Origin of the sequence: Bradyrhizobium sp. GCM10028915 (assembly GCF_042666195.1) — a bacterium.
Lineage (GTDB): Bacteria > Pseudomonadota > Alphaproteobacteria > Rhizobiales > Xanthobacteraceae > Bradyrhizobium > Bradyrhizobium canariense_D.
Map to the genome: position 1 here is coordinate 132,523 of NZ_JBHTFN010000065.1, position 21,981 is coordinate 154,503.

Sequence of the window (21,981 nt, forward strand, 5' to 3'; positions counted from 1 at the left end):
ATGTGTGTGTGCTTAAGAGTATGGACAGTATTCGTGTGCACGCGCCTGCGGAATTCAGCGTAAGACACGCGTCACTTCCATAGAAGAGATTCTGGCCAGTCTGTGAACTCCAACTCGAAGCTACGTAGGCCGGTGGGTTTTGTCGTGAATTTAAGAGTCTTCCCTGAAAGGTCGGCCAATGAACCAGATGCGAATGTGAAAACTGTCGTGCCGGAAGTTGCGACCCCAATGCCTTGCTCGCCTTCCATGCTAGAGAAGTCGGTCGCCTCGGAGAGTTGCCCAAGTGCAACTCCCTCCAGCGCGTGGTGAAATTCCATGGAGGCCAAGTATGTCCCCTTGTCAGCAGCCCACTCGCTGACCGACACTGCTGTGATCCCCGCGTCGGTCAAGAGACCACCTTCGATCCGGCAGCCATATTGAACGGTGAGAATAATCCGCTCATTCCGAACTCCGGCCGGCTCTCGATCGGCGGCAGTGATCGTGCACGCGTACCGCCTTGTTTCCGCAACCGCCCCCATGCCTAGCCCGATCCACTCGAGAGCGGAACATAGTACAAAAGCGAGAGCGGGTCTTATCATTCGACTGCACCTGATCTGAAAAATCGTTCCCTGCTCTGTACAATCTGACGCTACGGGCGATTCAAGCTCCTTCGATCGCTCTGCCGGATCAACGTTACTCAGGTGACTGCGGTGTCGCAGAAGCGACGCGAGCGGTATCCCCCGGCAGTGCCCTTGGATGGGGCCGGAACGATTTCATTGTCGGTGCGCAGCGGGCAGCACGTCGGTGAACCAAGGCTATGGGCCGAGCTTTTCAGGTCGGCGGCGGCCATGAGAGGCGCGACGGCCCGCGGCGCCGGAGCGCTACATTCCTGACCCAGGCGCAGGCGCTCTGTGAGCGGACGCTATTTAACGCGGAATGCTCCCGCGGCACAGGTCCCAAAATTTTGCTTCACAGTCTCAATGTAAAAGGAAACGTGGCCGAGACGAGCCGTTCAAAGGCAGACTGCCGCTCAAGCAGACGCTCTTCGAGCATCTTACGCTGGAGATCATCTAGCTCGCTTTGAAGCCTTCTGCGACAACGCCAAATGTCATTCCGTACGGATCTGATCTCATTCAAGCGATCGTCAATCGATGCCATCACGGATACCGTATCCAACTTGAACCAGCCATGGACAAGTGCTCAATCACGTCCTTCCTCGCTAAGCCGCCGATAGATCTCAGGACTTGGGCCATCTGCGGACATGATGTCACGATCTCCTCCCAGCGTGTCCTCTTGTATCGGCGTCTTTCAACGCAAGAGCACGAAGTAGCGGTTGCTCCTGCAGAAGTTCAGCTTATTTTGCCCTCACCGCGCAGGATTTCAAAAGCTAGCAGCAGCCCGTGAGTGGGCCGACTAGGTAATCCAACCAACACCCGCCGGATCACGGGTCAGGCCGGTCACCTGTCGAATTGGAGTAACGATCAATCGGACGGTCGCACCGTCACACTCTGGGCAGCCGCGCCTTTCAGACTTGAGCACGGCAATTGCCATGCCAGCGAACCTCAGGTGGAATTGAAACAAGCCATGTTCGGTTCGGAGGCTCGTCCTTTACGAACGAGCCGGGCTTCGCGGCGGCGGCGCGCCAGAGCGGCCCGGATATGAGTCGGAGAGGCTTCAGTCGGCAGGGCTCGGCGAAATCGTGAACGATGCGCACCGCCGGGCGCCTCGGCTCAGTGTCTCGCCCAGCTGCGTAGGTCTTGTTACCGCCGTTCCCGCGTGCGGCCGGCAAGCTGGCAAGCGAACTTCACCACAAGCATCTGCGATCACCTCTAGCCGGGCCTGGCGCCTTGTAGCATCTGTGACACTGAATGTAGTGATCAAACCAAGACATCCGCCTTTGTTTGTTCCTCCGGACCCGTTCTACAACTAAATCAGCAACTTGCATCTCGCGGACGCAACTGGCATCGCAGTTGCTAATTGTCCAACCACACCGTGAGCGCTGAGCGCGGCCAGCGGTGTAAGACGGAGACATCAACTTTGCGGGAGCGTATTGGCCACCCAATCGCTCGATGGAGCACCGATGCGGCCACCGGACAGCTTACTGCTTGCGGCACACTTGTTGTTGTCAGATCGACCTTCACGCCGAACGTTGAGGCGCTAGTCTGATCGACCAACAGAAAGGCCGCGATCTAAGCTCAAAGCGAACTCGCGAATCACATAAGCCCCTCAAGCCCGTGCGTGAACGCCGGCGGCGAGCTCCTCAGAGTCGTACATTTTTGATGCAGCCTCGCTTCAGAGGATCCGCTGCATGCTGCGCCGGACCCTCGAGGAGCGCGTGGCATCGCTTTCGACTGTTTCCTTTTCTAACAATCAGAACTAATGAGGCGGTGTATGAACATGTCGATCCCGGAGCTTCGGGTTGTCGCTGAAGCATCTATTTTAGCTATTGGGCTGCTGATGTCGTCAGGAGCTAACGCCGACGATGATCTGAGAGAAACGCCAAGCAGATCTTCCATCCAATCCCCTCGGTCATTCCTGCGGTAAAAAACAATCCGGTGACGCATGGAAAGGTGGAGCTTGGCAAGATGCTGTTCTTCGATCCGCGGCTATCGGCGAGCGGGGTCATTAGCTGCAATACGTGCCACAATCTCGGCACCGGCGGAGTCGATGCCGGTACGACCTCCGTTGGTCACGGCTGGAAGGTCGGCCTGCGCCGGGCCCCAACTGTCTACAACCAGTGTTCAATGCGGCGCAATTTTGGGACGGACGCGCCGCGGACCTCAAGGCGCAGGCCACCGGCCCGGTGCAGGCGAGTGCCGAAATGAATGCGACTCCAGATCATGTGCTCGGTATCTTGAACTCAATGCCCGGCTATGTCGTCTTGTTCAAGAACGCTTTTCCGAACGAAGCGAGACCGGTCACCTTTGAAAATTTTGCGAAGGCGATCGAGGCTTTTGAAGCGACTCTCATTACACCTGCGGCTCCATTCGATCAGTATCTGGAGGGCAATACACATGCCCTCGATGATCAGCAGAAGTCAGGGTTGGCACTGTTTATGGCGAAGGGATGTTCCTCTTGCCACAATGGTATCAATCTCGGTGGACAGGCCTACTTCCCGTTCGGCGTGATGAAAAAGCCGGACGCAAGCGTGCTTCCGGGCGCCGATAAGGGCCCGTTTGCGGTCACCAGGGCGGTCGGCGACGAATATGTCTTCCGCGCGGCGCCATTGCGAAACGTCGCGTTGCGAGCCCCTTACTTTCATTCGGGACAGGTTTGGAGCCTGAAGCAAGCTGTTGCCCTGATGAGTGAAATCCAGCTCGGCACCAAGCTTAGCGATAGAGAGGAAAACGACATTATCTCATTTCTGAATTCGCTGACCGGTCGGCTGCCTAAGATCGAATATCCGATACTGCCGACGCGCACCAACACGACACCAAAGCCTTCAATAGACAGATAGCCTTAGCAGCACCGGCCTCATTCCCTGCCGAACAGCAACAGATGCGCTCCAAGAACCCGGGGTCCCGCAATGACGCCAAAATGAATGATCCCCTGCTGTCACTGATAAGCAGGCACATAAAAAGCCGCCCGGCCTCAATGCGAGGCCGGGCGAAAGTCACGCGGGAGCGACGCTGCTTTCCGCATCGTTCCAGCTTTCGTCGGTAGGGAGGACTACCGGCGATCGACTTACGACGAGGGCACTCGCCGTCAAACAACAAGAAGCGGATATCGCTCTGCACAACTTAGCGAGCCGCTTGCCTTCCGCTCCTGTCGTAAACTTCAGGACTTGCTCACCACTTGCCAGCTGTCCGGTTGGCACGGGCAGCGCCTTGATGGAGCTGGGATCCATCGCGCAGGCGGTTTGACTGCCGAGCCCTGAAACTCAACCGTCAGTTTGCCGTCACGCGCCAGTATTTTGGCACCGCCGAATACCAGCAAATCTTCCCGAAGACCGCGCGAAGGCGCAAATTAGGTATGAAATTCCGCAAGGGCGGTAAAATAGATTGTTGTGATGGGACGCATCCACGCGATGGATAAATGAAGCGATAGGATGTGGTTCGCGTCGAGCGTAAGTGACTTGGAATATGTCACCTAATCGGTATGGCCGGCATGCGGTCGTCCGCCGGATTCGAGCTTGTCGCCGCTGTATGCGATCGCCTCCGCCGGGGCAAACCGGCATTCGTTGGCGCTGGAAACTTTGAAAGCTCGCAAGGTTATCGCGAGCTCCCAAAGCGCGTTCATCTTATTCACAGATAGGTTGGCGACACGCTCCGTACGATCATGCCTCGGCCCGCAACTCGCGTGCGGCGGCCACCATATTGACGAGCGCGGGACGCACCTCCTCCCATCTTCGAGTTTTCAGTCCGCAGTCGGGATTGATCCAGAGCTGCCGATCGGAAACCCGCTGCCGCGCCAACACAATCAGCTGCTTGATCTCGGCTGCTGCGGGAATGCGCGGTGAATGAATGTCATAGACGCCCGGCCCGATTTCATTAGGATATTTGTAGCTCTTGAAAGCGTCGAGCAATTCCATTTTGGAGCGCGACGCCTCGATTGAAATGACGTCGGCATCCATTGCTGCGATCGCATCGATGATTTCGTTGAACTCGGAATAGCACATGTGCGTATGGATCTGAGTTCCGTCAGCGACAGCGGAGGAGCAAACACGGAAACTGTCCACTGCCCAATCTAGATAGTCCTTCCACTGCGATTTGCGCAGTGGCAATCCCTCCCGCAACGCAGCCTCGTCGATCTGGATCATGGTCGCTCCAGCCGCCTCAAGGTCGATGACCTCGTCTCGGATCGCGAGAGCGATCTGTCGGCATGTCTCGCTCCGCGGGATGTCGTCACGGACAAACGACCAGTTCAGGATCGTCACCGGTCCGGTCAGCATAGCCTTGACGGGTTTTTTGGTCAGAGACTGCGCATGTCGCCACCATTTAACGGTCATGGGCTTCGGGCGGGAGACATCTCCAAACAGGATAGGAGGACGAACGCACCGCGAGCCATAAGACTGAACCCAGCCGTGCTTGGTGAATGCGAAACCCAACAGCTGCTCGCCAAAGTATTGAACCATGTCATTGCGCTCGAACTCACCGTGTACGAGCACGTCCAGGCCGATATTTTCCTGCCAATGCACGGTATGGGCTGTCTCCGCTTTCAGAAGCTGCTCGTACTGCGTGTCATTCAGCGCTCCCCGCGCATGAGCTGCACGCGCATTGCGGACGTCCGCCGTTTGCGGAAAGGATCCGATGGTTGTGGTTGGAAACATCGGCAATGCGAAGGCGACGCGCTGGACGTCGGCGCGCTGGGTGAACGCACTGCGACGGCGACGCATGCTATCGTCGATCGCGGCCATTCGTCCGGCGACGTTCGCACTGTGGATCTTCGGCGATGTTTCGCGGGTGACGGATGCATCCTCTGAGAGCGTGAGTTCATCGGCCACGTCGGCAGCATGGCCAGCCAGCGCTTTGCCCAATATCGAAAGTTCCTTGATCTTCTGCACTGAGAACGCCAACCACGTCTTCAGATTGGGATCGAGATCGATCTCTAGTTCAATGTCGGCCGGAACATGAAGCAGCGAGCAGGAGGGGGCAATCTGAACACGGTCCCTGCCCAGTTTTTTGACCATAGGAGCAAGTTGGTTGAGTAGCGCCGGCAGATTAGAGCGCCACACGTTGCGACCATCAACGACACCGAGCGAGACCACGAGATCTCTACCTGCTCTGGCGACAATCGCGTCCAACTGGTCAGGTGCACGAACCAGGTCGACATGAACCCCGGCAACGGGCAAGGCCAAGACTGTTTCAAGATTGTCGCCGACACCCCCGAAGTATGTGGCCAGCATGATTTTAAGGGCCGGCACGGCCTTAGCGAAATGAGCATAGGCCCGGCGGACAGCGGCCCGAGATGCTTCGTCGATGTCCATCACTAGGCATGGCTCGTCGAGCTGAACCCATTCAGCGCCGCGCGAGGCTAGTTCGCGGAGAACATCGACATAGACGGGGAGGAGTCGATCAAGCAGCGACAGCGGATTGAATGCGGGATTTACGCTTTTGCCGAGCTTCAGGAAAGTGACTGGGCCCACTAGGACGGGCCGCGTCTGATAACCGAGGCTTCTTGCCTCCTCATATTCCTCGATCGGCTTCCGAGAGGCATACTTAAAGATCTGATCCTGGTGAAATTCCGGCACCATGTAGTGGTAGTTCGTATCGAACCACTTCGTCATCTCCTGTGCGGCTACGCCGGGCCCATGCTGAGCGTGACCACCGTCTTGAGCGCCACGCGCCATGGTGAAGTAGGTTTTAAGCGACACAGGACCTTCGTTCCAGCCGTAAACGTCGGGAATGGCGCCGACCATTAGGCTGGTATCGAGCACATGGTCGTAGAGCGAGAAGTCATTCGAAGGAATGACGGTCGCACCGCGGGATTTCTGCCGTGCCCAATTAGCGGCACGAAGTCCACTCCCCGCCTCGAGGAGCTCGGCTTCGCTGGATTTTCCCGCCCAGTAGCTCTCGAGTGCGAATTTGAGTTCGCGTCGTGGGCCGATGCGTGACGTCCCCAGTGTGGCAACGGGAAGCGAAAGGATTGACATAGCTTAGACCCCATGTTGGGGCAAAGGCCATGGCGGACGCAGACAGCGAACATCGCGTGAGCGACAACTGCTTGGCGCACACCGGGACGCCCCGCCCGTGGACGATATCTTGTCGAGGCAGGTCTCCTGGCTCACGGGTCGTCGCTGCTGTCCGGCCTTCCCGAAGCCGCATGGCTTCAGTGACTTCGTTGGACAGCGGCTCGCCGCTTACAGTTGCGGGGGCAGCGCCGGCATTGCACCGGCTTCCCTCTTAGCTCCAGATCAAACGAAATCCGGAGACCGCGACGGCTTGAAATTATGCGCACGAGGATCGATGCGTCAACCTACCGATTCTCGCTGCGACATTGCCCAAGCGATTACGAGCGCACTAGGCGGGTACGACGGTCTTGCTCGCGGCCTGGTGAACACGCCCTGATCCGTGGAGGCTCCGCTTGTGAAATGCATTCGCTCCCTGCTCGCGTAACGGTTGAGCTCCACCACCGGAACGAACCCGGGCCGCTTTCGGTATCTGTGTGATCGCGAGGAGGCGACCTTTTCCGTCAGCAGCTTTTCGAACCTGCGCGTCAGGAAGGTGCGATCATCCTCGGCCGGCATCCGTTTGGTCACAGCCCACGAGGCTCCCTAAAAATTTCGAAAGCCGGATTGCTCCAGGACCGCACGGATGATCAGGTCGGCTCCTTGGTGTTCGGCGGGCCCGCGACCAGGCACGAGGTCGACCGCTCCGTGAGGTTGGCCAAGATGATCTTCTCGGTGCACTAGGTGTTCACGTGCTGAGCGACTTTTGCGTCGGCTTCGATGCGTCGGTGGCCGCTCGACGCCGGTCTGCCTCGCCTCGACTCGCGGCCAGCGACGATAGGCCTTAACGCGGCCACTGAGCATCGAGGGCCTTGTCCTTGTTCGTGACAAATTCGACGGTGTCCTCCGACAGAGCCCTTTGAGGGGTTCCTCGGAGTCGCTCAGCGCCTTAAGCTCATAACGATGTTAATCGACCTCGATGCGCCCCATGCGGTCGTGGTCTCCTCAAGGTCCCACATCTACAACTTCGTTCGCGAAATCGGGCGATGAGGCCTTTTGGTCGCGGGCTGCCTATCCTGTCTTGGACGGGACACAGGTGTCAGGGACCGGACAGACCACCGCGCATTGCGGCGTGTCGCAATGGCCCTCGCACTCCGTACATTTTTTGGCATCGATAACGTAAATGTCGCGCTTCAGACTGATCGCCGCGTTGGGACACTCGAACTCACATGCGCCACAAACGGTGCATTGCGAAGCGACGATCTTGTAAGCCATGCCTTCCGACTCCTTAGGCGAGCGATGCCATGGGCGATCCCTTTCAAATGCCGTGCCAAACGCAGACGCGCTCAATGTTGGGCAATTTTCCCAATTCGGCTGTCCCGGGTCTGAGACCATGTTGCATCTGCGACAGCAACAGGTCGCTTCAATTTCAGGCTACGAGCCCTCGGGCCCTCTTGCGAGAGTCAGTCGCGACTTGACTCTGGAAGCGTCTGTTTGGCACGTCAGCGCGGGAGCAAGCGAGGCTGACGCTTCCTCAACCGGCGGCGACAAAAAGCCGCGAACGGCGCAGGTCTAGGTCGGATCTCGGCAAACCTCCGGTCACATCACCCCGACTGGAGGTTTGTGCAAGCCCCGCTCATGGCTGCAACGCTAGCTGCGGAGGACTCGCTGGAGGCTTGCCAAAACGGGCTTGTTGTATAACAAGCTTCGGAGGGAAATGAAGTGGCGGCGGGACGCGCAACACTGGCTTTGCAGACCGATTGAATTGCACTCAGCCTCATGCCTGGTGCGAGTAGGCATGGCGGTGCTCGTGATCGTCGCTTGGCCGCACTCAGCCACTCGCAACTATTTTGGACGAGCTGGAGCAGGGTTGAAAGATGACTGTGCAAATTGCTTCAGTGGCATGGCTTTTCCGAACAAATGGCCCTGCGCAAGGTCGAAGCCGAGTTCGGCCACAGCGATTAGGTCGGCCTGGCTCTCCACACCTTCGGCGACGGTGCGCACATTATACTCTTTGGCTATATCGACGATATGGCGGCACACCGTTCGCTTGAGGGGCCCATTCGCGCAGCCGCCGACGAACTGACGATCCACTTTCAATTTCATGAACGGGAATTTTGTCACCCCCATCAGCTGCGGCCAATTGGCACCGACATTGTCGATTGCAAGGCCAATGTTGTGAAAGCGAACCTCACGCGCAACCTCGACCAGGAGATCTAGGCTCTGGATAGCTTCCACGCTCTCGATTTCAATCGTCAAACCGCCGAAAGCAGGGTGCGACGGCATGCGCCGACAGAGATCGCGTACCGCCTGCGGGTCAATCAGGAATGCTGCCGGGAGATTGATGGAGAGATCAATCGAAGTTTGCTGCTCCAGAAGATACTGCCAATCCTTGATCGCGCGGTCGATCACGAACTGCGACAACCCCCTAAAATGCGGATCGTGAGGTTCCGGGATGAAATAGGCTGGTGGAACGACGCCCCAGGTCGGGTGCCGCATTCGCACATGCGCCTCGGCGCCGCGGCGGCTAAGGGTACACGCGTCAAACTTCGGCTCATACCAGAGCTCAAGCCAGCCAGCGTGTAAGGCTTCTCCGACATGGACCGCGGGACGGGGCGCCGGCTCTCTTGGCAAGAGCATGGCGATCCGATCGCGCAACGTCTCGGCTGCAAACGGCGCCTTGAGCGGCGGCAGCATAGCAAGTCCATATTCACTACCGACCTGCTGCACTGCCGCCATGATGATCGACTCGCGGGCTCCGAACGCCAGCACTCGGCCTGCAAATTCTTCGCGTACCAGCATCTCGAGCAATCGTCCAGGCTCGATGCGGTCCGAGCCAATGCCGAGCAGGATCAGATCAGGGAACTCCGTGCGGAGTACGTGCGGCAGCTCGTCAGCAGTCCTGCATTCGCTGATAACAAATCCCATATCCTCCAGCACATCCCGTAGAAAGGCGCGCAGATGCCGCTTGCCGACCAGGCACGCCCGCGGCCGCACCTTACGTTGCCCGAAGATTACAGGTTTCCCTCCGACCAGTCCGGCCTGCCCATGTTCCATCGCAACCACTCCCGTTCCGTGAGGGTGCCTTAAACGAGGAGCGAAGGTCCAAACAAGCTGTGCTTCCCGATATCTTTCGATTGTTCGAGATAAGCTTAAGATAGTGCATTGGTGTGCAAAATCTTTCGCGATCTTGCTCAGACGATTTTATCGGGCGCACGCGTATGATACCTGTCGCGCTTCGCGCAACTTTGTGCGAGTGACGCACGCGAGGTGGGAACCTCTCCTTCGCACGCACCGAGCTGACGCTCTATGGCGCTGCGATCATCGAGGCGCACGATTTATTGAATCGAGTAGTTCGTGAGCGACGATCGGCAATCACTCTTACGAACGTTTGATCGGCATGACCGGCGTGTGCCGTTTGGTGAATATTTTCCAATCGAAGGCAACCCATCATGAGTTCGCAGCCGCTCAAGCCGCAGTCGATTCTGAGAACGGCAATGGCTTGCAATTACCTCAACTCTGTTGCCTATAGCGAGTGTGGACGTGCTGCTTCCTACCGAGCCTGATAGTTGCTCTCAATTGCGTTTTCTGTATTCTCCTGAGCATGAATTTCCTCCAGAGGGCTAGGTCGGGTGTTCGTGTTGGCGCTGAAGGGCAAGGCCTGTCCAGCGCGGGCACGGCTTTGCGCAAGAGCGTGCCAGGAGATGAGAACGCGGTCGCAAAAGCGGTCGAAGAGCTACTTTCCGAGTTAGGTGGCCCCGGACCGGAGTTCAGCCTTCAAGGCGCGAAGCGGGCGGCGTTGCACCTGATTCAGGATCCCGAACAGGGCTTCATTTTTGTCGTCGAGGAACAAGGCACCGGGCAGATTGCAGGGATAGCTAGCATCTCGGCCGTACAGGCCGTGAGAGCAGCCGGAGCGTACGGCGTGCTTCAGGAGCTATGGATTTCTCGTGACTTCCGGAGCTCTGACTGCGGTCGGCATCTGCTCGAGGCGGTAGATTCGGAGGCGAAGCGACGCGGCTGGCAGATGATTGAGGTTGCGTTGCCTCCGAATGGCTATCCGGCCCTAGAACGGGTACGCCACTTCTACGAGGAGAGGGGATATCGGGTTGGAGGATTGCGCGCGCGCAAGAGGCTCTGACAGTAGTACGACCTCTGCGCCACACACTTAAAGCGCTCCTGGGCTAGCGTGCTATCGGTAAAGTCCTTCAAGCAGTAAATCCTGGGCTTGTTGCTTCTCAAAACGAACGCTTCACGCGTGCGTCGCGGCCGAGCATGATCGAGAACCCTTGACGCTGATGCGATGCTGACTCCCGCCGCGAGCGGTTACCTCTTCGGCCTTCTTGGCGAGAGCGTTCGAAAATATCAGCGATCAATCATTCTGCATTTGTGGGAAGCGATACCGCGACCCGCCCGACCAATAGCGGCAGGTCGGCGGCGGCCCGTTCCTGGCGGAGCCCGACCCAGCCTTACGAATCCTTCTTTTGCGCTTCCATGCAGTGCGATTTACTGGCTCTGGTTTGAGATCACCGCACACAAACGCCATCCATTCGTCACCAATTACATTCTCTCGGCAACTGGCTAGCCAGTTGTCTACCAGACTCATTCCTGCATCTTGGTGCGGCGGACCGGCGCGTGAAAGGATTCCGCACCACCTTGCCACTCCTGCTGGCGAATTTCGATGAAGGTGCGCGAGATCAGCCATCAACACTGATCCGGTAGAGGATTCCGTAATGAGCAATGTGCCGAGTGCCGCGTCCAATATGACATTCGTGCAGCTCCCCCCCTGCGCAGGACTGGATGCAAGCGGACCGCTTCGCCGTTTGGCGCCAATACGAAAACGTGGCCGAGGGAATCATGCGCGACAAAGAGCCACCCTTTTTTGATCGACCGTCAGTCCGTCAGGACCGCTCGTCGCGAAGAACCAGCTGAATCGTCCGACTTTCCCCACGCCATCACGCATCAGCGGTACGCGCCAGATGCTATTGTCGCGCGTCATTGCAACGAACAATACGGTCTCGTCCGGACTGAGCACCAGGCCATTCGGGCCCGGGCCATTAGAAATCAAGCAATGATCCGGCCGTCAGGGCACAGTCGAAATGCCCGGCCGGTCCGATCGTGCAATCCAGTCTGGCCCTGATCGGTGAAATAGATGTCGCCTTTGGTCGCGATATGCAGGTCGTTGCAGCCTCTGAAGGACTCGGAATTGCGGTGGCCCAGCAACGGTCGGATGGTCCCTCTCTGTGGATCGAGCTCCAGGAGACCGTTGATATAGTCGGACACGAGCACCCGGCCGTCCGGAGCAACCTTCAGATGTTCGGCCAGCCGTCGTATTCGATGATCAAAGACCAGACGCCCTCCGGTGAAATCCGGAAATGCGGCCGAAGGGGATGTCGACGACATAGAGATTCCCGGACTGGTCGAACGACGGTCCCTCGATGAAACAATCTACTGGATATGCCCCGCGGTTCGCGTCTGCCCATTCCGAAGAAACAGCCGGGCGACGAAACTCCGCCGGCATCGACGAGAACACGCTGGCCTCCATCAGCTTGGGCGGGATTTCGAGATGCTCATGATGCGCCTTCGAGCCTGCGACGCGGCTGGCCCTCGTATTTGTAGCCGAACTGCTTGGGCATTGGGCCCTTGTTGCGATCGTTGCGCCCAGTTTGCTCCCAGGCGTGAGCCAGGATTCCGACCGCGCGCGACAAGCAGAAGACCCCCCGCGCGAGCGGAGAGGCGAAGCCCAGTTCGCCGTAAATGACCGCGGTCGCGCCATCGATGTTCATCGGAATGAGCTTGCTCTTGCGCTGTTGCATCACCCGCTCGATCGCGCGAGCGGCCTTGGCATAATCGCCGCCGACACTGCCCTCGTCAGCTGCGGCATCCACTAGCGCCAATAGCGGGGCCGCGCGCGGGTCGACTGGATGAAACCGGTGGCCGAAGCCCGGCAGATATTTGCTGCGGGTTGCGGTGAAATGGTCGATTGCAGCGCCAGCGGCCTGCTCGATCTCTCGCCCTTGGCGCCGTCGCAGCACATCCTCGTAGAGTTCGATAGCCTGCTCCCCTGCTCCGCCATGCACGTCATCGAGCGTGTTGATTGCCGAGGCCATTGCGCCATTCAGGGGCAGGCCGCAGCTCACCGCCATTTGGGCAATTGCAATGGAGGGCGCGTGCGGACCGTGGTCAACGGATCCAACCAGCGCAGCTTGCAGCAGCTGCTCCTGTGCTGGCGTCGGCAGATTGCCACGTAACATCAGCCAAATCATGGCGGGAAAAGAAACGCGGCCTATCAAATCTTCAATTGGATAACCCCGATAGGCGATGCGACCTGGCGCGATATCGCAAATGGAGGTTCGCCACCAACTGGCCGCTTGGTATCTCAGTTCTTCTTCGCTCATTTCCGGTTCCGTCCTTTCAACCTGCCGATTGCCAACCGACGCAAGCCGTCGGATGTCATGATATCGGTCCGTCCGTGGCTGCGCGGACGGGCAGGAAATCAGCCTCTCCTTGCTTTGGCGTCCCGACGGCTCGGCTTGAGACCAGTTGCTCAACCTCCGCATACGAATAGCCGAGCCGCTGCAGCCATCGCTCAGTGTCTGCTCCGAGCGTCGCAGGTGGTGAAGGCACCGAAAACTCCTCATCCAGCCGGAACCCCGGCCGCGTGATTCGTAACGGCTGCGCATCGTCTTGTTCTGGCGCCAAAGTCTCGACGAATCCGCGCTCAACGACCTGTGGCTGCTGCAACACTTGCGAGACCGTCAGCACACGGCCGGCAGGGACACCAGCCAGGTTCATTTGGGCCTCCCATTCCTCAGCGGGCTTGCAACTCAATGCCTTGTTCAACTCCGCGCTCAGCGCAGCGCGGTTCACCTTGCGCATCTCGCGTCCAGCAAAGCGTGGATCCGTCTTCAGGTCCGGTCGGTCGATCAGGTCGCATAGGGCTTGGTACTGCTTCTGCTCGTTGGCGGAAATGTTCAGCGGGCCCGTTGCGGTGCGGAACGTGCCGGAGGGAGCCGCGGTAAAGTTCTCGTTGCCGATGGGCTGCGGCTCGATCCCGGCGTTCAGGTGGTTGGAGACGACCCATCCCATCGCCGCAATGGTGGCCTCGAGCAGGGACACGTCGATGAACCGACCCCGTTGCCTATGCCGCTGGTCGACCAGAGCCGCGGCGATAGCAAACGCAGCAGTCAGTCCCGCAATCGTGTCCGAGATCGGAAAGCCCGTGCGCAGGGGAGCCGAGGCTATATCGCCGGTGACGCTCATGGCTCCGGAGAGACCCTGGACGATCTGGTCATAGGCCGGACGGGCGGACCACGGTCCGCTCTGCCCAAAGCCGGAGATCGCGCAGTAGACCAGACGCGGGTTCAGCCTGACAAGCACATCAAAGCCGAGGCCAAGGCGTTCCATCACCTTCGGCCGGAAGTTTTCGAGCACCACGTCGGCTTCCTTGACCAGTCGCAAGAACACCTCGCGGCCCGCTTCCGATTTCAGGTCCAGTGCAATCGATTGCTTGCCGGCGTTCACAGCAACAAACGAGAGTCCCTGCAGGCGCTCCGCTCTTTGCGGATCCGCGCCGAGGCGCCGCGCCAGGTCGCCGCCGTTCGGATTTTCCACCTTAATGACCTCCGCGCCAAGGCGCGCAAGATGGTAACCGCAGAACGGACCCGCCAACACGTTTGACAGGTCGAGAACGCGGATACCGGCTAGCGGCAGAGACATCTGAAGAGCCTTCTTGTAGGTGATCCAATAGCGAGCGCTTAGTACGCAACTTATTTCAGTTGCTGCGCAGCACGTTCCGCGAATCGATTCGTGAAGGTCTTGATCAGGTCGATCTTTGCGGCTGCGATCTTCGGATCAAAGTCGCCTAGGACAGCCAGCGGGATCTTGGCCGCGTCGATGTCCATCTGACCGGTTGGCGAGAACAGCGCTTTCGACGCGTTGATGATCTCGATGTTCACCTCGCGATTGTCGGTCTTGTATGCAGGAGGCATCGCGTCGACGAGCTGCTCCGCCGTAACCGTGTTGATCCAGCGATGAGTTTTGAACAAGGCGTTGACGAGGCGCTGGACCGTTTCCGGATTTTTGTCGATGAAGGACTGCTGAAGGTAAAGGCACGCGGTCGGATAGATTCCGCCAAAGGCCTGCCTTGAGCCTTCGACCGTGCGCGCGTCGAACAGCGGTGTCGCACTCTTCTTGCGCGCGAGAAGGGTCGCAATCGGATCGAAATAGACGAGCGCGTCGATATTCTTGGCCTCGAGCGCCACCATGCCGGGTGCACCACTGCCAACCGCGATGATGCTTACATCGCGCGAGCCCAATCCCGATTTCTTGATGTAGTAGCGCGCCATGGTATCGGTCGAGGACCCCGGCGCCGTGATCCCGAGCTTCAGGCCCTTCAGACCGGCACCCGTCTTGACCTTGTCAGCGAGGTCGCCGCGGACACCGAGCAACACGCCGGGAATGTCATTGAGCAGGAACACGCAGGAAATTTGCTTGCCTTGGGCCTGCATCTGAATGGTGTGATCATAAAAGCCGACGGTCCCGTCCACCGAGCCGCCGATCAACGCCTGCAAAGCCTTCGAGCCACCGGCCTGGAAGTTCTCGACGGTCACGTCAACCCCTTCTTCCTTGAAGGCGCCCAGCTTCACGCCAAGTTCGAGAGGCATATAGTTGAGGATCTGTGACCCCACTGCGATCTTCAATTTTGTCTTCTCGGGCTCGGCGGCATAAGTCGAGATGACCGGGAATGCGGCTATCGCGATGACCAGCATCAGTCGTGGAAAAGCGTGCATGGGAAACTCCATGAGAATGGGAGAGCGGTACGATCAGGCTTCGTGGGCAGGTGCGGGCCGCCAGACCAGGAGCCGTTTTTCCGCGCGGTCGACAATGGCATCGAGAGCAACGACGAAGGCGGAGAGGACGATGATTCCTGCGAACACTCCGGTCGCGTCGAGGACGCCCTCGGCCTGCGCAATCAGGTGCCCCAATCCCGCGGACGAACCGAGATATTCGGCGACCACTGCTCCCATCACAGCCATGCCGACCGACACCCGCAGGCTCGACAGGATCCACGTGGTGGCGGACGGTAGGTAGACATGGCGCAGCAGGGAGGACTTCGATGCACGTAGCAGGCGCGCATTCGCGAGCACGACCGGATTGACCTCGCGAACGCCCTGAAAGGTGTTGAAAAAAGCGACGAAGAGAACCAGCGTCACGCCCAGCGCGACCTTGGAGGTGAGGCCCAATCCGAACCAGATGACAAAAATGGGCCCCAGCAAGATGCGCGGGATCGCATTGAACACCTTGATGAAGGGCTGAAGGACCTCGGCCGCAAACGGGCTTAAGCCCAACCAGATACCAAGCGCCATGCCGATCCCGATACCAGCCAGGAAAGACAGGACCGTCTCCAGCAGTGTTATGCTGACATCGGTCCAGAAGTCGGCCGTTGACGTCCACTCTCCGATCCTTGCGATGAGTGTCGACGGGGCCGGAAAGAAGAACGGGTCGATCAACCCGGCCCGCACGCCCAATTCCCAGATCAGGATCAGCCCAAGCACGATGGCGAACTGCGTGAGAGCGACTTTACCCCTGCGTGGCATAGCTTTTCTCCACTTCGGCGCCGAGCAGCGACCAGATTTCACGGTAAAGCGCGACGAACTCGTCGGTGGTCTGTAGCGCGGAGAGGTCGCGGGGACGAGGCAGCGTGATCCTGACATCGCCAACCATGCGGCTCGCGGGACCGGCAGACATCACAACGACGCGGTCCGCCAGCGTGATCGCCTCATCGAGGTCATGGGTGATGAAAACCAGTGAGCGCCGGTCCGCCTGCCAGAGGTCGAGCAGGATACGGTGCATGAGGCGACGGGTGTGAACGTCCAGCGCTGAGAAAGGCTCATCCATCAGGACGATCTTCGGCTGCATGATCAGGGTCTGCGTCATGGCGACCCGCTTGCGCTGGCCGCCGGACAATTGGTGCGGATAGCGCTCCTCGAACCCTTTCAAGCCAACCTTGGCGAGCCAGGGCCGCGCCTGCTCGCGCGCTTTCGCGATCGAGCTGCCCTGAAACACCAGCCCGAGGCCGACATTGTCCTGGGCTGTTTTCCAGGGCAGCAGCCCTTCCTGTTGCAGCATGTAGCCGGACTGACCGTTCAGGCCCCTAAGCGATTTGCCGAAAATGCGAACCTCGCCGGCGGCCGGCTTCAGCAGTCCGGTGACAGTGTTGAGAATAGTCGATTTTCCGCAGCCGGTCGGCCCGACTACTGCAACGAATTCGGTTTCGCCGACCTGGAGGTTCATGCTTTTCACGGCGGTGAAGTCGCCGAAGCGAATCATCACGTCGCGCAGGTCGACGGCAAGTGCCGGCTGCCCTTCCATTGTTTCGCTCCGCAGAACCTGTTCTAAACGTCAAAACAGGTAACTGGCGCTACATCCGGAGTCAATTGCATTCTGCAACATAGAACCCAGATGGGCATTGAATACTGGACTTTCTATCCATTCTGGATATCTGTTCTGCACGACAGAACACGATGACGAGGACTGTATCAATGGCAAAGACAGGGGTTGATGCGGTCGGGCGCGCCCTGGCGATCCTCAAGGCCTTCGGCGCTGAGCGCGCAGCCATGACGCTGACCGAGATTGCCGAGGCGACCGACTTCTACAAGAGCACGGTCTTTCGCCTTGCCGCATCCCTGGAAGCGGACGGATTCCTGGTGCGGGGGACCGACCGGCTATTTCGACCCGGACCGGAGCTATGGCGCCTTGGGGCGCTCTATCAGCGTGGGCTGGACCTCGGTGACCTGATCAGACCCTCGCTCCATCGTCTGGTCGAAGCAACCGGAGAGACCGCATCCTTCTACATCGCGGAGGGCGATGAGCGCATTTGCCTTTATCGCGTTAATTCTCCGCGTTCCGTCCGGCATCACCTCGAAGAAGGACAACGATTGCCGATTGATCGCGGCGCTGCGGGCCGCGTTCTTACCGCTTACCGCGATTTTGCATTAGCTGATGGAAAGAAGATCAGAGATCGTGGCTTCTACATCTCGATCGGCGAGCGTGATCCTGAGGTTGCGGCCGCAGCGGTGCCCGTAATCGATGTCTATGGCAAATTGCGGGGCGCGCTCTCAGTCTCCGCCATTCGCACTCGCTTTGATGCAGATGCTCGGAAATCTGCCGTTGAAGTGCTGAAGTCCGAGGCTAAAGCGCTGATTGGTTTGCTGCCTGCAACTGAGCGCTGAGCTACAATGGCAGCGTTCTGTTTATAACGCACAGCTCAGCGGGTGCCGCAATGGCCTCTCCTGAGCGTAGCGCGCATTTCTCGCATTGTTGCGGCCTGCAGATCATCCTCGATCTCGACGCCACCCATCCCTACACGGACATCAGGAGGGAGGCTTCTTCAAGGCTATTACGCTGCTCGTGTGATGTGTGCTGGTGCGCGTGTTCTGGAGCCGTCATGGCCTGACGGCCAAGCTGCGGCGCGCCGACATCGATGCAAGCGCGGTTAGGACGGTTCGCGGATTGTGCGGCCTAAAGCCGGATGGGGTTAGACCGAATCGATTTGGGATTGAACGAAGCCGCTGTCGCGGCGTGCGTGGCGAGGTGGCGTAGATCGCCTCCTGGCTGAGAGGATGTGGGTGTTGGAGCCCCCCTCAGACAGGGTATTGAGATGGCCGATTTGAGCCCTCTTCGCCGCCGCATGATCGAGGACATGACAGTCCGCAATCTGTCGCCGGCGACGCAGCGATCCTACATCAGCGCGGTTTCGAAGTTCAGCCGCTATCTCGGCCGATCGCCTGAGCGGTTGGAGCTGGAAGACGTCCGGGCCTTCCAGGTGCATCTGGTCTCGACCGACATCTCATGGCCCGCGCTGAACCAGATCATCGTCTGTGCGCTACGGTTTTTCTACGGCGTCACGCTCGGCGAGGCGCTCATCCCGGAGCGCATTCCCTATGCGCGAGAGCCCCGCAAGCTGCCGGTCGTTCTCAGCGCCGACGAAGTGGTGCAGTTCCTCGAGGCGGTGTCGAGCCTGAAGAGCCGCGCCGCGCTCACCACGGCCTATGCGGCCGGACTCAGGGCCTCCGAGGTCGCGGGACAGCGGATCGAAGACATCGACAGCACCCGCGGTGTCATCCAGGTGCGCCACGGCAAAGGCGCGAAGGATCGCAACGTGATGCTGTCGTCCCAACTGCTCGGCATCCTGCGCACCTACTGGCGGCTCGCCCGGCCGCGGCTTTATCTGTTCCCTGGGTCATGACGAAGATCATCCGATTGATCCGACCGTGTTGCACGCCGCCTGCCGCTCGGCGGTGAAGGCCGCGGGCCTGACCAAGCGCGTCACGCTGCACACGCTGCGCCACAGCTTCGCGACGCATCTTCTCGAGAACGGAACCGACATTCGGATCATCCAGGTCTTGCTCGGGCACAATAATCCGTCGTCGACGGCGCGCTACACGCAGGTCGCCAACCATACGATCCGGGCGACCCAGAGCCCGCTCGACCGCCTGTCGCTGGAGGTGACGCCACCGGCATGACAACGGCTCCGGGATCCGGCTTATGACCCCCCGACGTCCGTCCGCACCGACCCGCCATTGACATTGCCGATATCTTGCGCCGGCATGGCGACGCCTATCGTCGTGACCATGCCGGTCATCACGGTCGCGTCGAGCGGCGGGTGATGAGCGCCATTGTTGGGTGCCGAACCGAGGCGCTCGGCGGCCACGTCGAGGCCCGCAATGACTGCGGCATGACGCGGATCGCCTATAATTCCTGCCGGAACCGGCATTGTCCGAAGTGTCAGGGGCCAGCCAGAGCCGCGTGCCTTGCCGCGCGAGAAGCCGACCTGCTGCCGGTTCCCTACTTCCACGTCGTCTTTACGCTTCCTGCACCGATCGCCGCGATTGCTTTCCAAAACAAGGCGGTCGTCTATGCCATCCTGTTTAAGGCCGCCGCCGAGGCGATGACCGACGCTTGCTGCCAATCCGCGCCGGCTCGGCGCGGAGATCGGCGGCGTCGCGGTCCTGCACACCTGGGGACAAGCGCTAACGCATCATCCCCACATTCACTGTGTCGTGCCGGGCGGCGGCCCGTCACCTGATGGAACACGCTGGATCGCCAGCCGACCGAACTTCTTCCTGGCCGTCAAACCGCGGTCCCGGCTCTTTCGCTGGCTTTTTCTCAAACGCCTGATCGGGGCCTTCAACGCCGGCGCCTTGCGCTTCTTCGGCGATCTTCTCTTGCCGAACTCGACACTTTCGCTGGTCGCATCAAAGCCATGCAGCGCGTCAACTGGGTTGCTTACGCCAAGCGGCCCTTCGGCGGACCCGCACAGGTGCTGGCCTATCTCGGCCGATATACCCATCGCGTCGCGATCGCCAACAGCCGGCTCGTCGCACCCGACAACGATCATGTTGCCTTCACATGGAAGGATTACCGCCAGGACGGCGCGACAAAGATCATGAAGCTCAAGCCCGACGAGTTCATTCGCCGCTTCCTGCTTCATACGCTGCCCGACGGTTTCCATCGCATCCGCCACTTCGGCTTCATGGCCAACCAATCGCTGCCAAGCTCGGCCTTTGCCGCGAACTTCTCGATCATGAGACAGCCCCAAACGACAGCCAGCCGCCGCCTGTGGATTTGGAAGCTCAAACCTGGGCCGAAGTTCCTGCCTCTCCCGATTGTGGTGGCGTCATGCGCATCATTGAGCGCTTTCGACACAGCTTCAGACGCTCCAGCCCTCGAACATCACCGTTCCGATGCGACACATCGTGAGCCAAGTCATGCCGTGCACGACGATCATCATTCGTCATTTCGCTCCAGCGTCTCGATCATCGCGGACGATGTCGACTCCGTGCTTTCACACTCCGCGACAACAACGGTCCGATGCAGCAAAATGCCTATCGCGATCTCCAGTGAAGCGCGTCTGATCTCAAGTCTTCCCCGATGCGCACATCTCGTGTCTCTGCCTCACGCGCCGAGCCAGCAGATCGGGCCTTCCGATCTCGAACGTGCTGCATGCTCTGGTCCTCGTCTTCGGCCAGAACGAACTTCAAACTGGATTAAGCCCGAGGGGCAGGGTCAACCACCCACGCCTTCCTCGGCGGTGCAAAATCCATGCACCAGATTCGTGTGGGCGTCGGCGGCGCCACTACAACGATCGCGTAGTTGCGCCCCAGCGCATCCAGTACGAGGGCAACCTATGGCGTGAGGACACCACGCGGCAATCCTCAGCGCGCGGCAATCCTCAGATGGGCTGTGACGGGCGTCTCTTGGAGACTCGTACGACTCTCACGGCTACTCGCCGTTCCCAGCCGGTGGTCGGCCGCAGTCGACTCTTCTGGCGCGATTTGGCGGATTGTTAGCAAAGTTGTGCGACTGTCCGACCGCCTACATCTATTCGTCGGAGCCGTGGCCTCTCGCGAGATCCCGTGTCCGTTGCATCGTGCGGGAAAAATATTCGTCGCGCTCGCGGCGCACGCGCTCTTGATGCGCTCTGAAATTCGCGACTCGTTTGCTGATGTGCTCTCGCTCGGAGGTGTCCCAGCTCAACCGCGGGGGAGAATCGGGTGGGGAAGCTTTTGCGATTGGCGCGATGGGTGCTATCAGCTTTGGAATAGGCGCTACGCTCCGTGCGCGTTCCACGAGTGCCGCGGATTGTTGAACCAGCGCCTCCAGTTCCTTCTTCCAGTTCATCTTCCATGTTCTCCGAACAGTCATGGGAGCATGCTAATTTGGTGCGGTACGCTCGTCCAGCTACCCCTTTTGGTAGTTGCGAGGCCGCGGCTTGTCCGCAAAATAGTGGCCGATGAGTCATTTGGGCCGATGAAATTCGCGGCTTCCCTGCTAGGAGAACCCACCCACGTGACCTTCGTCACCCAAGTGACGCAACAGGATGGAAGATCAGAACGATGCGACCTGGGTCAAACCCGTCGGCTATGCCTGGTCTCTGGCATGAAAGCATGATCGCCCAGGCTCGCCATACTCGAACTCCTCAAGCGAACTACGCTGACGCCGAAGCAGCGGAGATTGTGCGTCAGTGCGCGAATCGTTGCCGCCCGAATGGTCCGACCAGAACTACTCTACAGTATTGCTCAAATGGGAGACGGGAGTGGCGAGCGGTGTTGTGAAATGCGACGAAGGGTTTCGGCTTTCATTCAGCCGGATGGGAGCGGCTGCGGGAAGGGCAGGCAGTCTCTTACGAGCTTACAGTCGACCCGAGGCGTGGTAAAAGCAGTGCGGAAAATCTGCGTGTCTGATTTCATGTCGTAGGCGTCTGGCCTCAGCCCCCCGCCCAAGTCTGGCGCTTACCTCGGAACGACCCCAGCCGCTTTAAGCACTGGGGTCGTTTCATTTCTCGCCAATTTTCGACGTTTCGCGGGTCCGAATACAAGAGAACGTAGCTA

General features: G+C 59.3%; 14 protein-coding genes, 4 pseudogenes and 1 riboswitch. Of the genes and pseudogenes, 6 read left to right on the forward strand and 12 right to left on the reverse strand.

Annotated elements, in window-relative coordinates; all coding sequences use genetic code 11:
• Positions 1–71: 71 nt before the first annotated feature.
• The gene (locus tag ACFQX9_RS30445) at positions 72–518 is read right to left on the reverse strand and encodes a hypothetical protein (RefSeq protein WP_157158625.1); all 447 of its coding nucleotides are present in this window, start codon (positions 516–518) and stop codon (positions 72–74) included.
• Positions 519–2,564: 2,046 nt separating this feature from the next.
• Here ACFQX9_RS30445 and ACFQX9_RS30450 point away from each other — a divergent pair.
• Positions 2,565–3,436, forward strand: a pseudogene (locus ACFQX9_RS30450) (cytochrome-c peroxidase).
• Positions 3,437–4,255: 819 nt separating this feature from the next.
• Here ACFQX9_RS30450 and metE read toward each other — a convergent pair.
• From metE to ACFQX9_RS30465, 3 genes are all read right to left on the reverse strand, one after another.
• Positions 4,256–6,571, reverse strand: coding sequence for a 5-methyltetrahydropteroyltriglutamate--homocysteine S-methyltransferase (metE, locus tag ACFQX9_RS30455; RefSeq protein WP_377791402.1), 2,316 nt, complete (start codon positions 6,569–6,571; stop codon positions 4,256–4,258).
• 98 nt (positions 6,572–6,669) lie between these two features.
• A riboswitch (cobalamin riboswitch) is annotated at positions 6,670–6,870 on the reverse strand.
• Between the two features lie 787 nt (positions 6,871–7,657).
• A complete protein-coding gene (locus ACFQX9_RS30460; protein WP_007600001.1) occupies positions 7,658–7,861 on the reverse strand; it encodes a 4Fe-4S binding protein in 204 nt (67 codons plus the stop codon).
• Positions 7,862–8,431: 570 nt separating this feature from the next.
• On the reverse strand, positions 8,432–9,643 hold the full coding sequence (locus ACFQX9_RS30465; protein ID WP_377791403.1) for an EAL domain-containing protein: 1,212 nt from the start codon (positions 9,641–9,643) through the stop codon (positions 8,432–8,434).
• A 547-nt stretch (positions 9,644–10,190) separates the two neighbouring features.
• On the opposite strand from ACFQX9_RS30465, the gene ACFQX9_RS30470 reads away from it, so the two are divergent.
• Positions 10,191–10,727 carry a GNAT family N-acetyltransferase gene (locus tag ACFQX9_RS30470; RefSeq protein ID WP_377791405.1) on the forward strand — a complete coding sequence of 179 codons (537 nt, stop codon included), beginning with the start codon at positions 10,191–10,193 and terminating at the stop codon, positions 10,725–10,727.
• A 714-nt stretch (positions 10,728–11,441) separates the two neighbouring features.
• On the opposite strand, the gene ACFQX9_RS30475 is transcribed toward ACFQX9_RS30470, so the two are convergent.
• From ACFQX9_RS30475 to ACFQX9_RS30505, 7 genes are all read right to left on the reverse strand, one after another.
• The gene (locus tag ACFQX9_RS30475; RefSeq protein ID WP_377791599.1) at positions 11,442–11,585 is read right to left on the reverse strand and encodes a hypothetical protein; all 144 of its coding nucleotides are present in this window, start codon (positions 11,583–11,585) and stop codon (positions 11,442–11,444) included.
• A 65-nt stretch (positions 11,586–11,650) separates the two neighbouring features.
• A complete protein-coding gene (locus ACFQX9_RS30480) occupies positions 11,651–11,989 on the reverse strand; it encodes an SMP-30/gluconolactonase/LRE family protein (RefSeq protein ID WP_377791406.1) in 339 nt (112 codons plus the stop codon).
• Positions 11,990–12,156: 167 nt separating this feature from the next.
• Positions 12,157–12,984 carry a citryl-CoA lyase gene (locus tag ACFQX9_RS30485; protein ID WP_368508768.1) on the reverse strand — a complete coding sequence of 276 codons (828 nt, stop codon included), beginning with the start codon at positions 12,982–12,984 and terminating at the stop codon, positions 12,157–12,159.
• Between the two features lie 55 nt (positions 12,985–13,039).
• A complete protein-coding gene (locus ACFQX9_RS30490) occupies positions 13,040–14,305 on the reverse strand; it encodes a CaiB/BaiF CoA transferase family protein (RefSeq protein WP_368508769.1) in 1,266 nt (421 codons plus the stop codon).
• A gap of 50 nt (positions 14,306–14,355) precedes the next feature.
• On the reverse strand, positions 14,356–15,378 hold the full coding sequence (locus ACFQX9_RS30495; RefSeq protein WP_007599995.1) for an ABC transporter substrate-binding protein: 1,023 nt from the start codon (positions 15,376–15,378) through the stop codon (positions 14,356–14,358).
• A 33-nt stretch (positions 15,379–15,411) separates the two neighbouring features.
• Entirely contained in the window at positions 15,412–16,185 is a 774-nt protein-coding gene (locus ACFQX9_RS30500) for an ABC transporter permease (protein WP_368508771.1), read from the reverse strand.
• Positions 16,169–16,960, reverse strand: coding sequence for an ABC transporter ATP-binding protein (locus tag ACFQX9_RS30505; protein ID WP_007599991.1), 792 nt, complete (start codon positions 16,958–16,960; stop codon positions 16,169–16,171). The genes ACFQX9_RS30500 and ACFQX9_RS30505 overlap by 17 nt, the downstream gene beginning before the upstream one ends.
• 170 nt (positions 16,961–17,130) lie before the next feature.
• Between ACFQX9_RS30505 and ACFQX9_RS30510 the strand changes: the two genes are divergently transcribed.
• From ACFQX9_RS30510 to ACFQX9_RS30520, 3 genes and pseudogenes are all read left to right on the forward strand, one after another.
• Positions 17,131–17,820: an IclR family transcriptional regulator gene (locus tag ACFQX9_RS30510; RefSeq protein WP_377791407.1), complete on the forward strand. Its 690-nt coding sequence runs from the start codon at positions 17,131–17,133 to the stop codon at positions 17,818–17,820.
• A gap of 428 nt (positions 17,821–18,248) precedes the next feature.
• Positions 18,249–19,113: pseudogene (locus ACFQX9_RS30515) on the forward strand (tyrosine-type recombinase/integrase).
• 56 nt (positions 19,114–19,169) lie between these two features.
• Positions 19,170–20,350 (forward strand): annotated as a pseudogene (locus ACFQX9_RS30520) (IS91 family transposase).
• 621 nt (positions 20,351–20,971) lie between these two features.
• Here ACFQX9_RS30520 and ACFQX9_RS30525 read toward each other — a convergent pair.
• On the reverse strand, positions 20,972–21,271 hold the full coding sequence (locus ACFQX9_RS30525) for a hypothetical protein (RefSeq protein ID WP_377791408.1): 300 nt from the start codon (positions 21,269–21,271) through the stop codon (positions 20,972–20,974).
• Positions 21,272–21,705: 434 nt separating this feature from the next.
• Here ACFQX9_RS30525 and ACFQX9_RS30530 point away from each other — a divergent pair.
• Positions 21,706–21,834, forward strand: a pseudogene (locus tag ACFQX9_RS30530) (cold-shock protein); the annotation flags it as partial.
• Between the last annotated feature and the right edge of the window lie 147 nt (positions 21,835–21,981).

Coding starts and splice junctions, on each gene's coding strand:
- ACFQX9_RS30490 (WP_368508769.1), bottom strand. CDS start 14,305: ATGTCTCTGCCGCTAGCCGGTATCCGCGTTCTCGACCTGTCAAACGTG.
- ACFQX9_RS30525 (WP_377791408.1), bottom strand. CDS start 21,271: ATGAACTGGAAGAAGGAACTGGAGGCGCTGGTTCAACAATCCGCGGCA.
- metE (WP_377791402.1), bottom strand. CDS start 6,571: ATGTCAATCCTTTCGCTTCCCGTTGCCACACTGGGGACGTCACGCATC.
- ACFQX9_RS30505 (WP_007599991.1), bottom strand. CDS start 16,960: ATGGAAGGGCAGCCGGCACTTGCCGTCGACCTGCGCGACGTGATGATT.
- ACFQX9_RS30460 (WP_007600001.1), bottom strand. CDS start 7,861: ATGGCTTACAAGATCGTCGCTTCGCAATGCACCGTTTGTGGCGCATGT.
- ACFQX9_RS30500 (WP_368508771.1), bottom strand. CDS start 16,185: ATGCCACGCAGGGGTAAAGTCGCTCTCACGCAGTTCGCCATCGTGCTT.
- ACFQX9_RS30475 (WP_377791599.1), bottom strand. CDS start 11,585: ATGACGCGCGACAATAGCATCTGGCGCGTACCGCTGATGCGTGATGGC.
- ACFQX9_RS30480 (WP_377791406.1), bottom strand. CDS start 11,989: ATGTCGTCGACATCCCCTTCGGCCGCATTTCCGGATTTCACCGGAGGG.
- ACFQX9_RS30445 (WP_157158625.1), bottom strand. CDS start 518: ATGGGGGCGGTTGCGGAAACAAGGCGGTACGCGTGCACGATCACTGCC.
- ACFQX9_RS30470 (WP_377791405.1), top strand. CDS start 10,191: ATGAATTTCCTCCAGAGGGCTAGGTCGGGTGTTCGTGTTGGCGCTGAA.
- ACFQX9_RS30465 (WP_377791403.1), bottom strand. CDS start 9,643: ATGGAACATGGGCAGGCCGGACTGGTCGGAGGGAAACCTGTAATCTTC.
- ACFQX9_RS30485 (WP_368508768.1), bottom strand. CDS start 12,984: ATGAGCGAAGAAGAACTGAGATACCAAGCGGCCAGTTGGTGGCGAACC.
- ACFQX9_RS30510 (WP_377791407.1), top strand. CDS start 17,131: ATGGCAAAGACAGGGGTTGATGCGGTCGGGCGCGCCCTGGCGATCCTC.
- ACFQX9_RS30495 (WP_007599995.1), bottom strand. CDS start 15,378: ATGCACGCTTTTCCACGACTGATGCTGGTCATCGCGATAGCCGCATTC.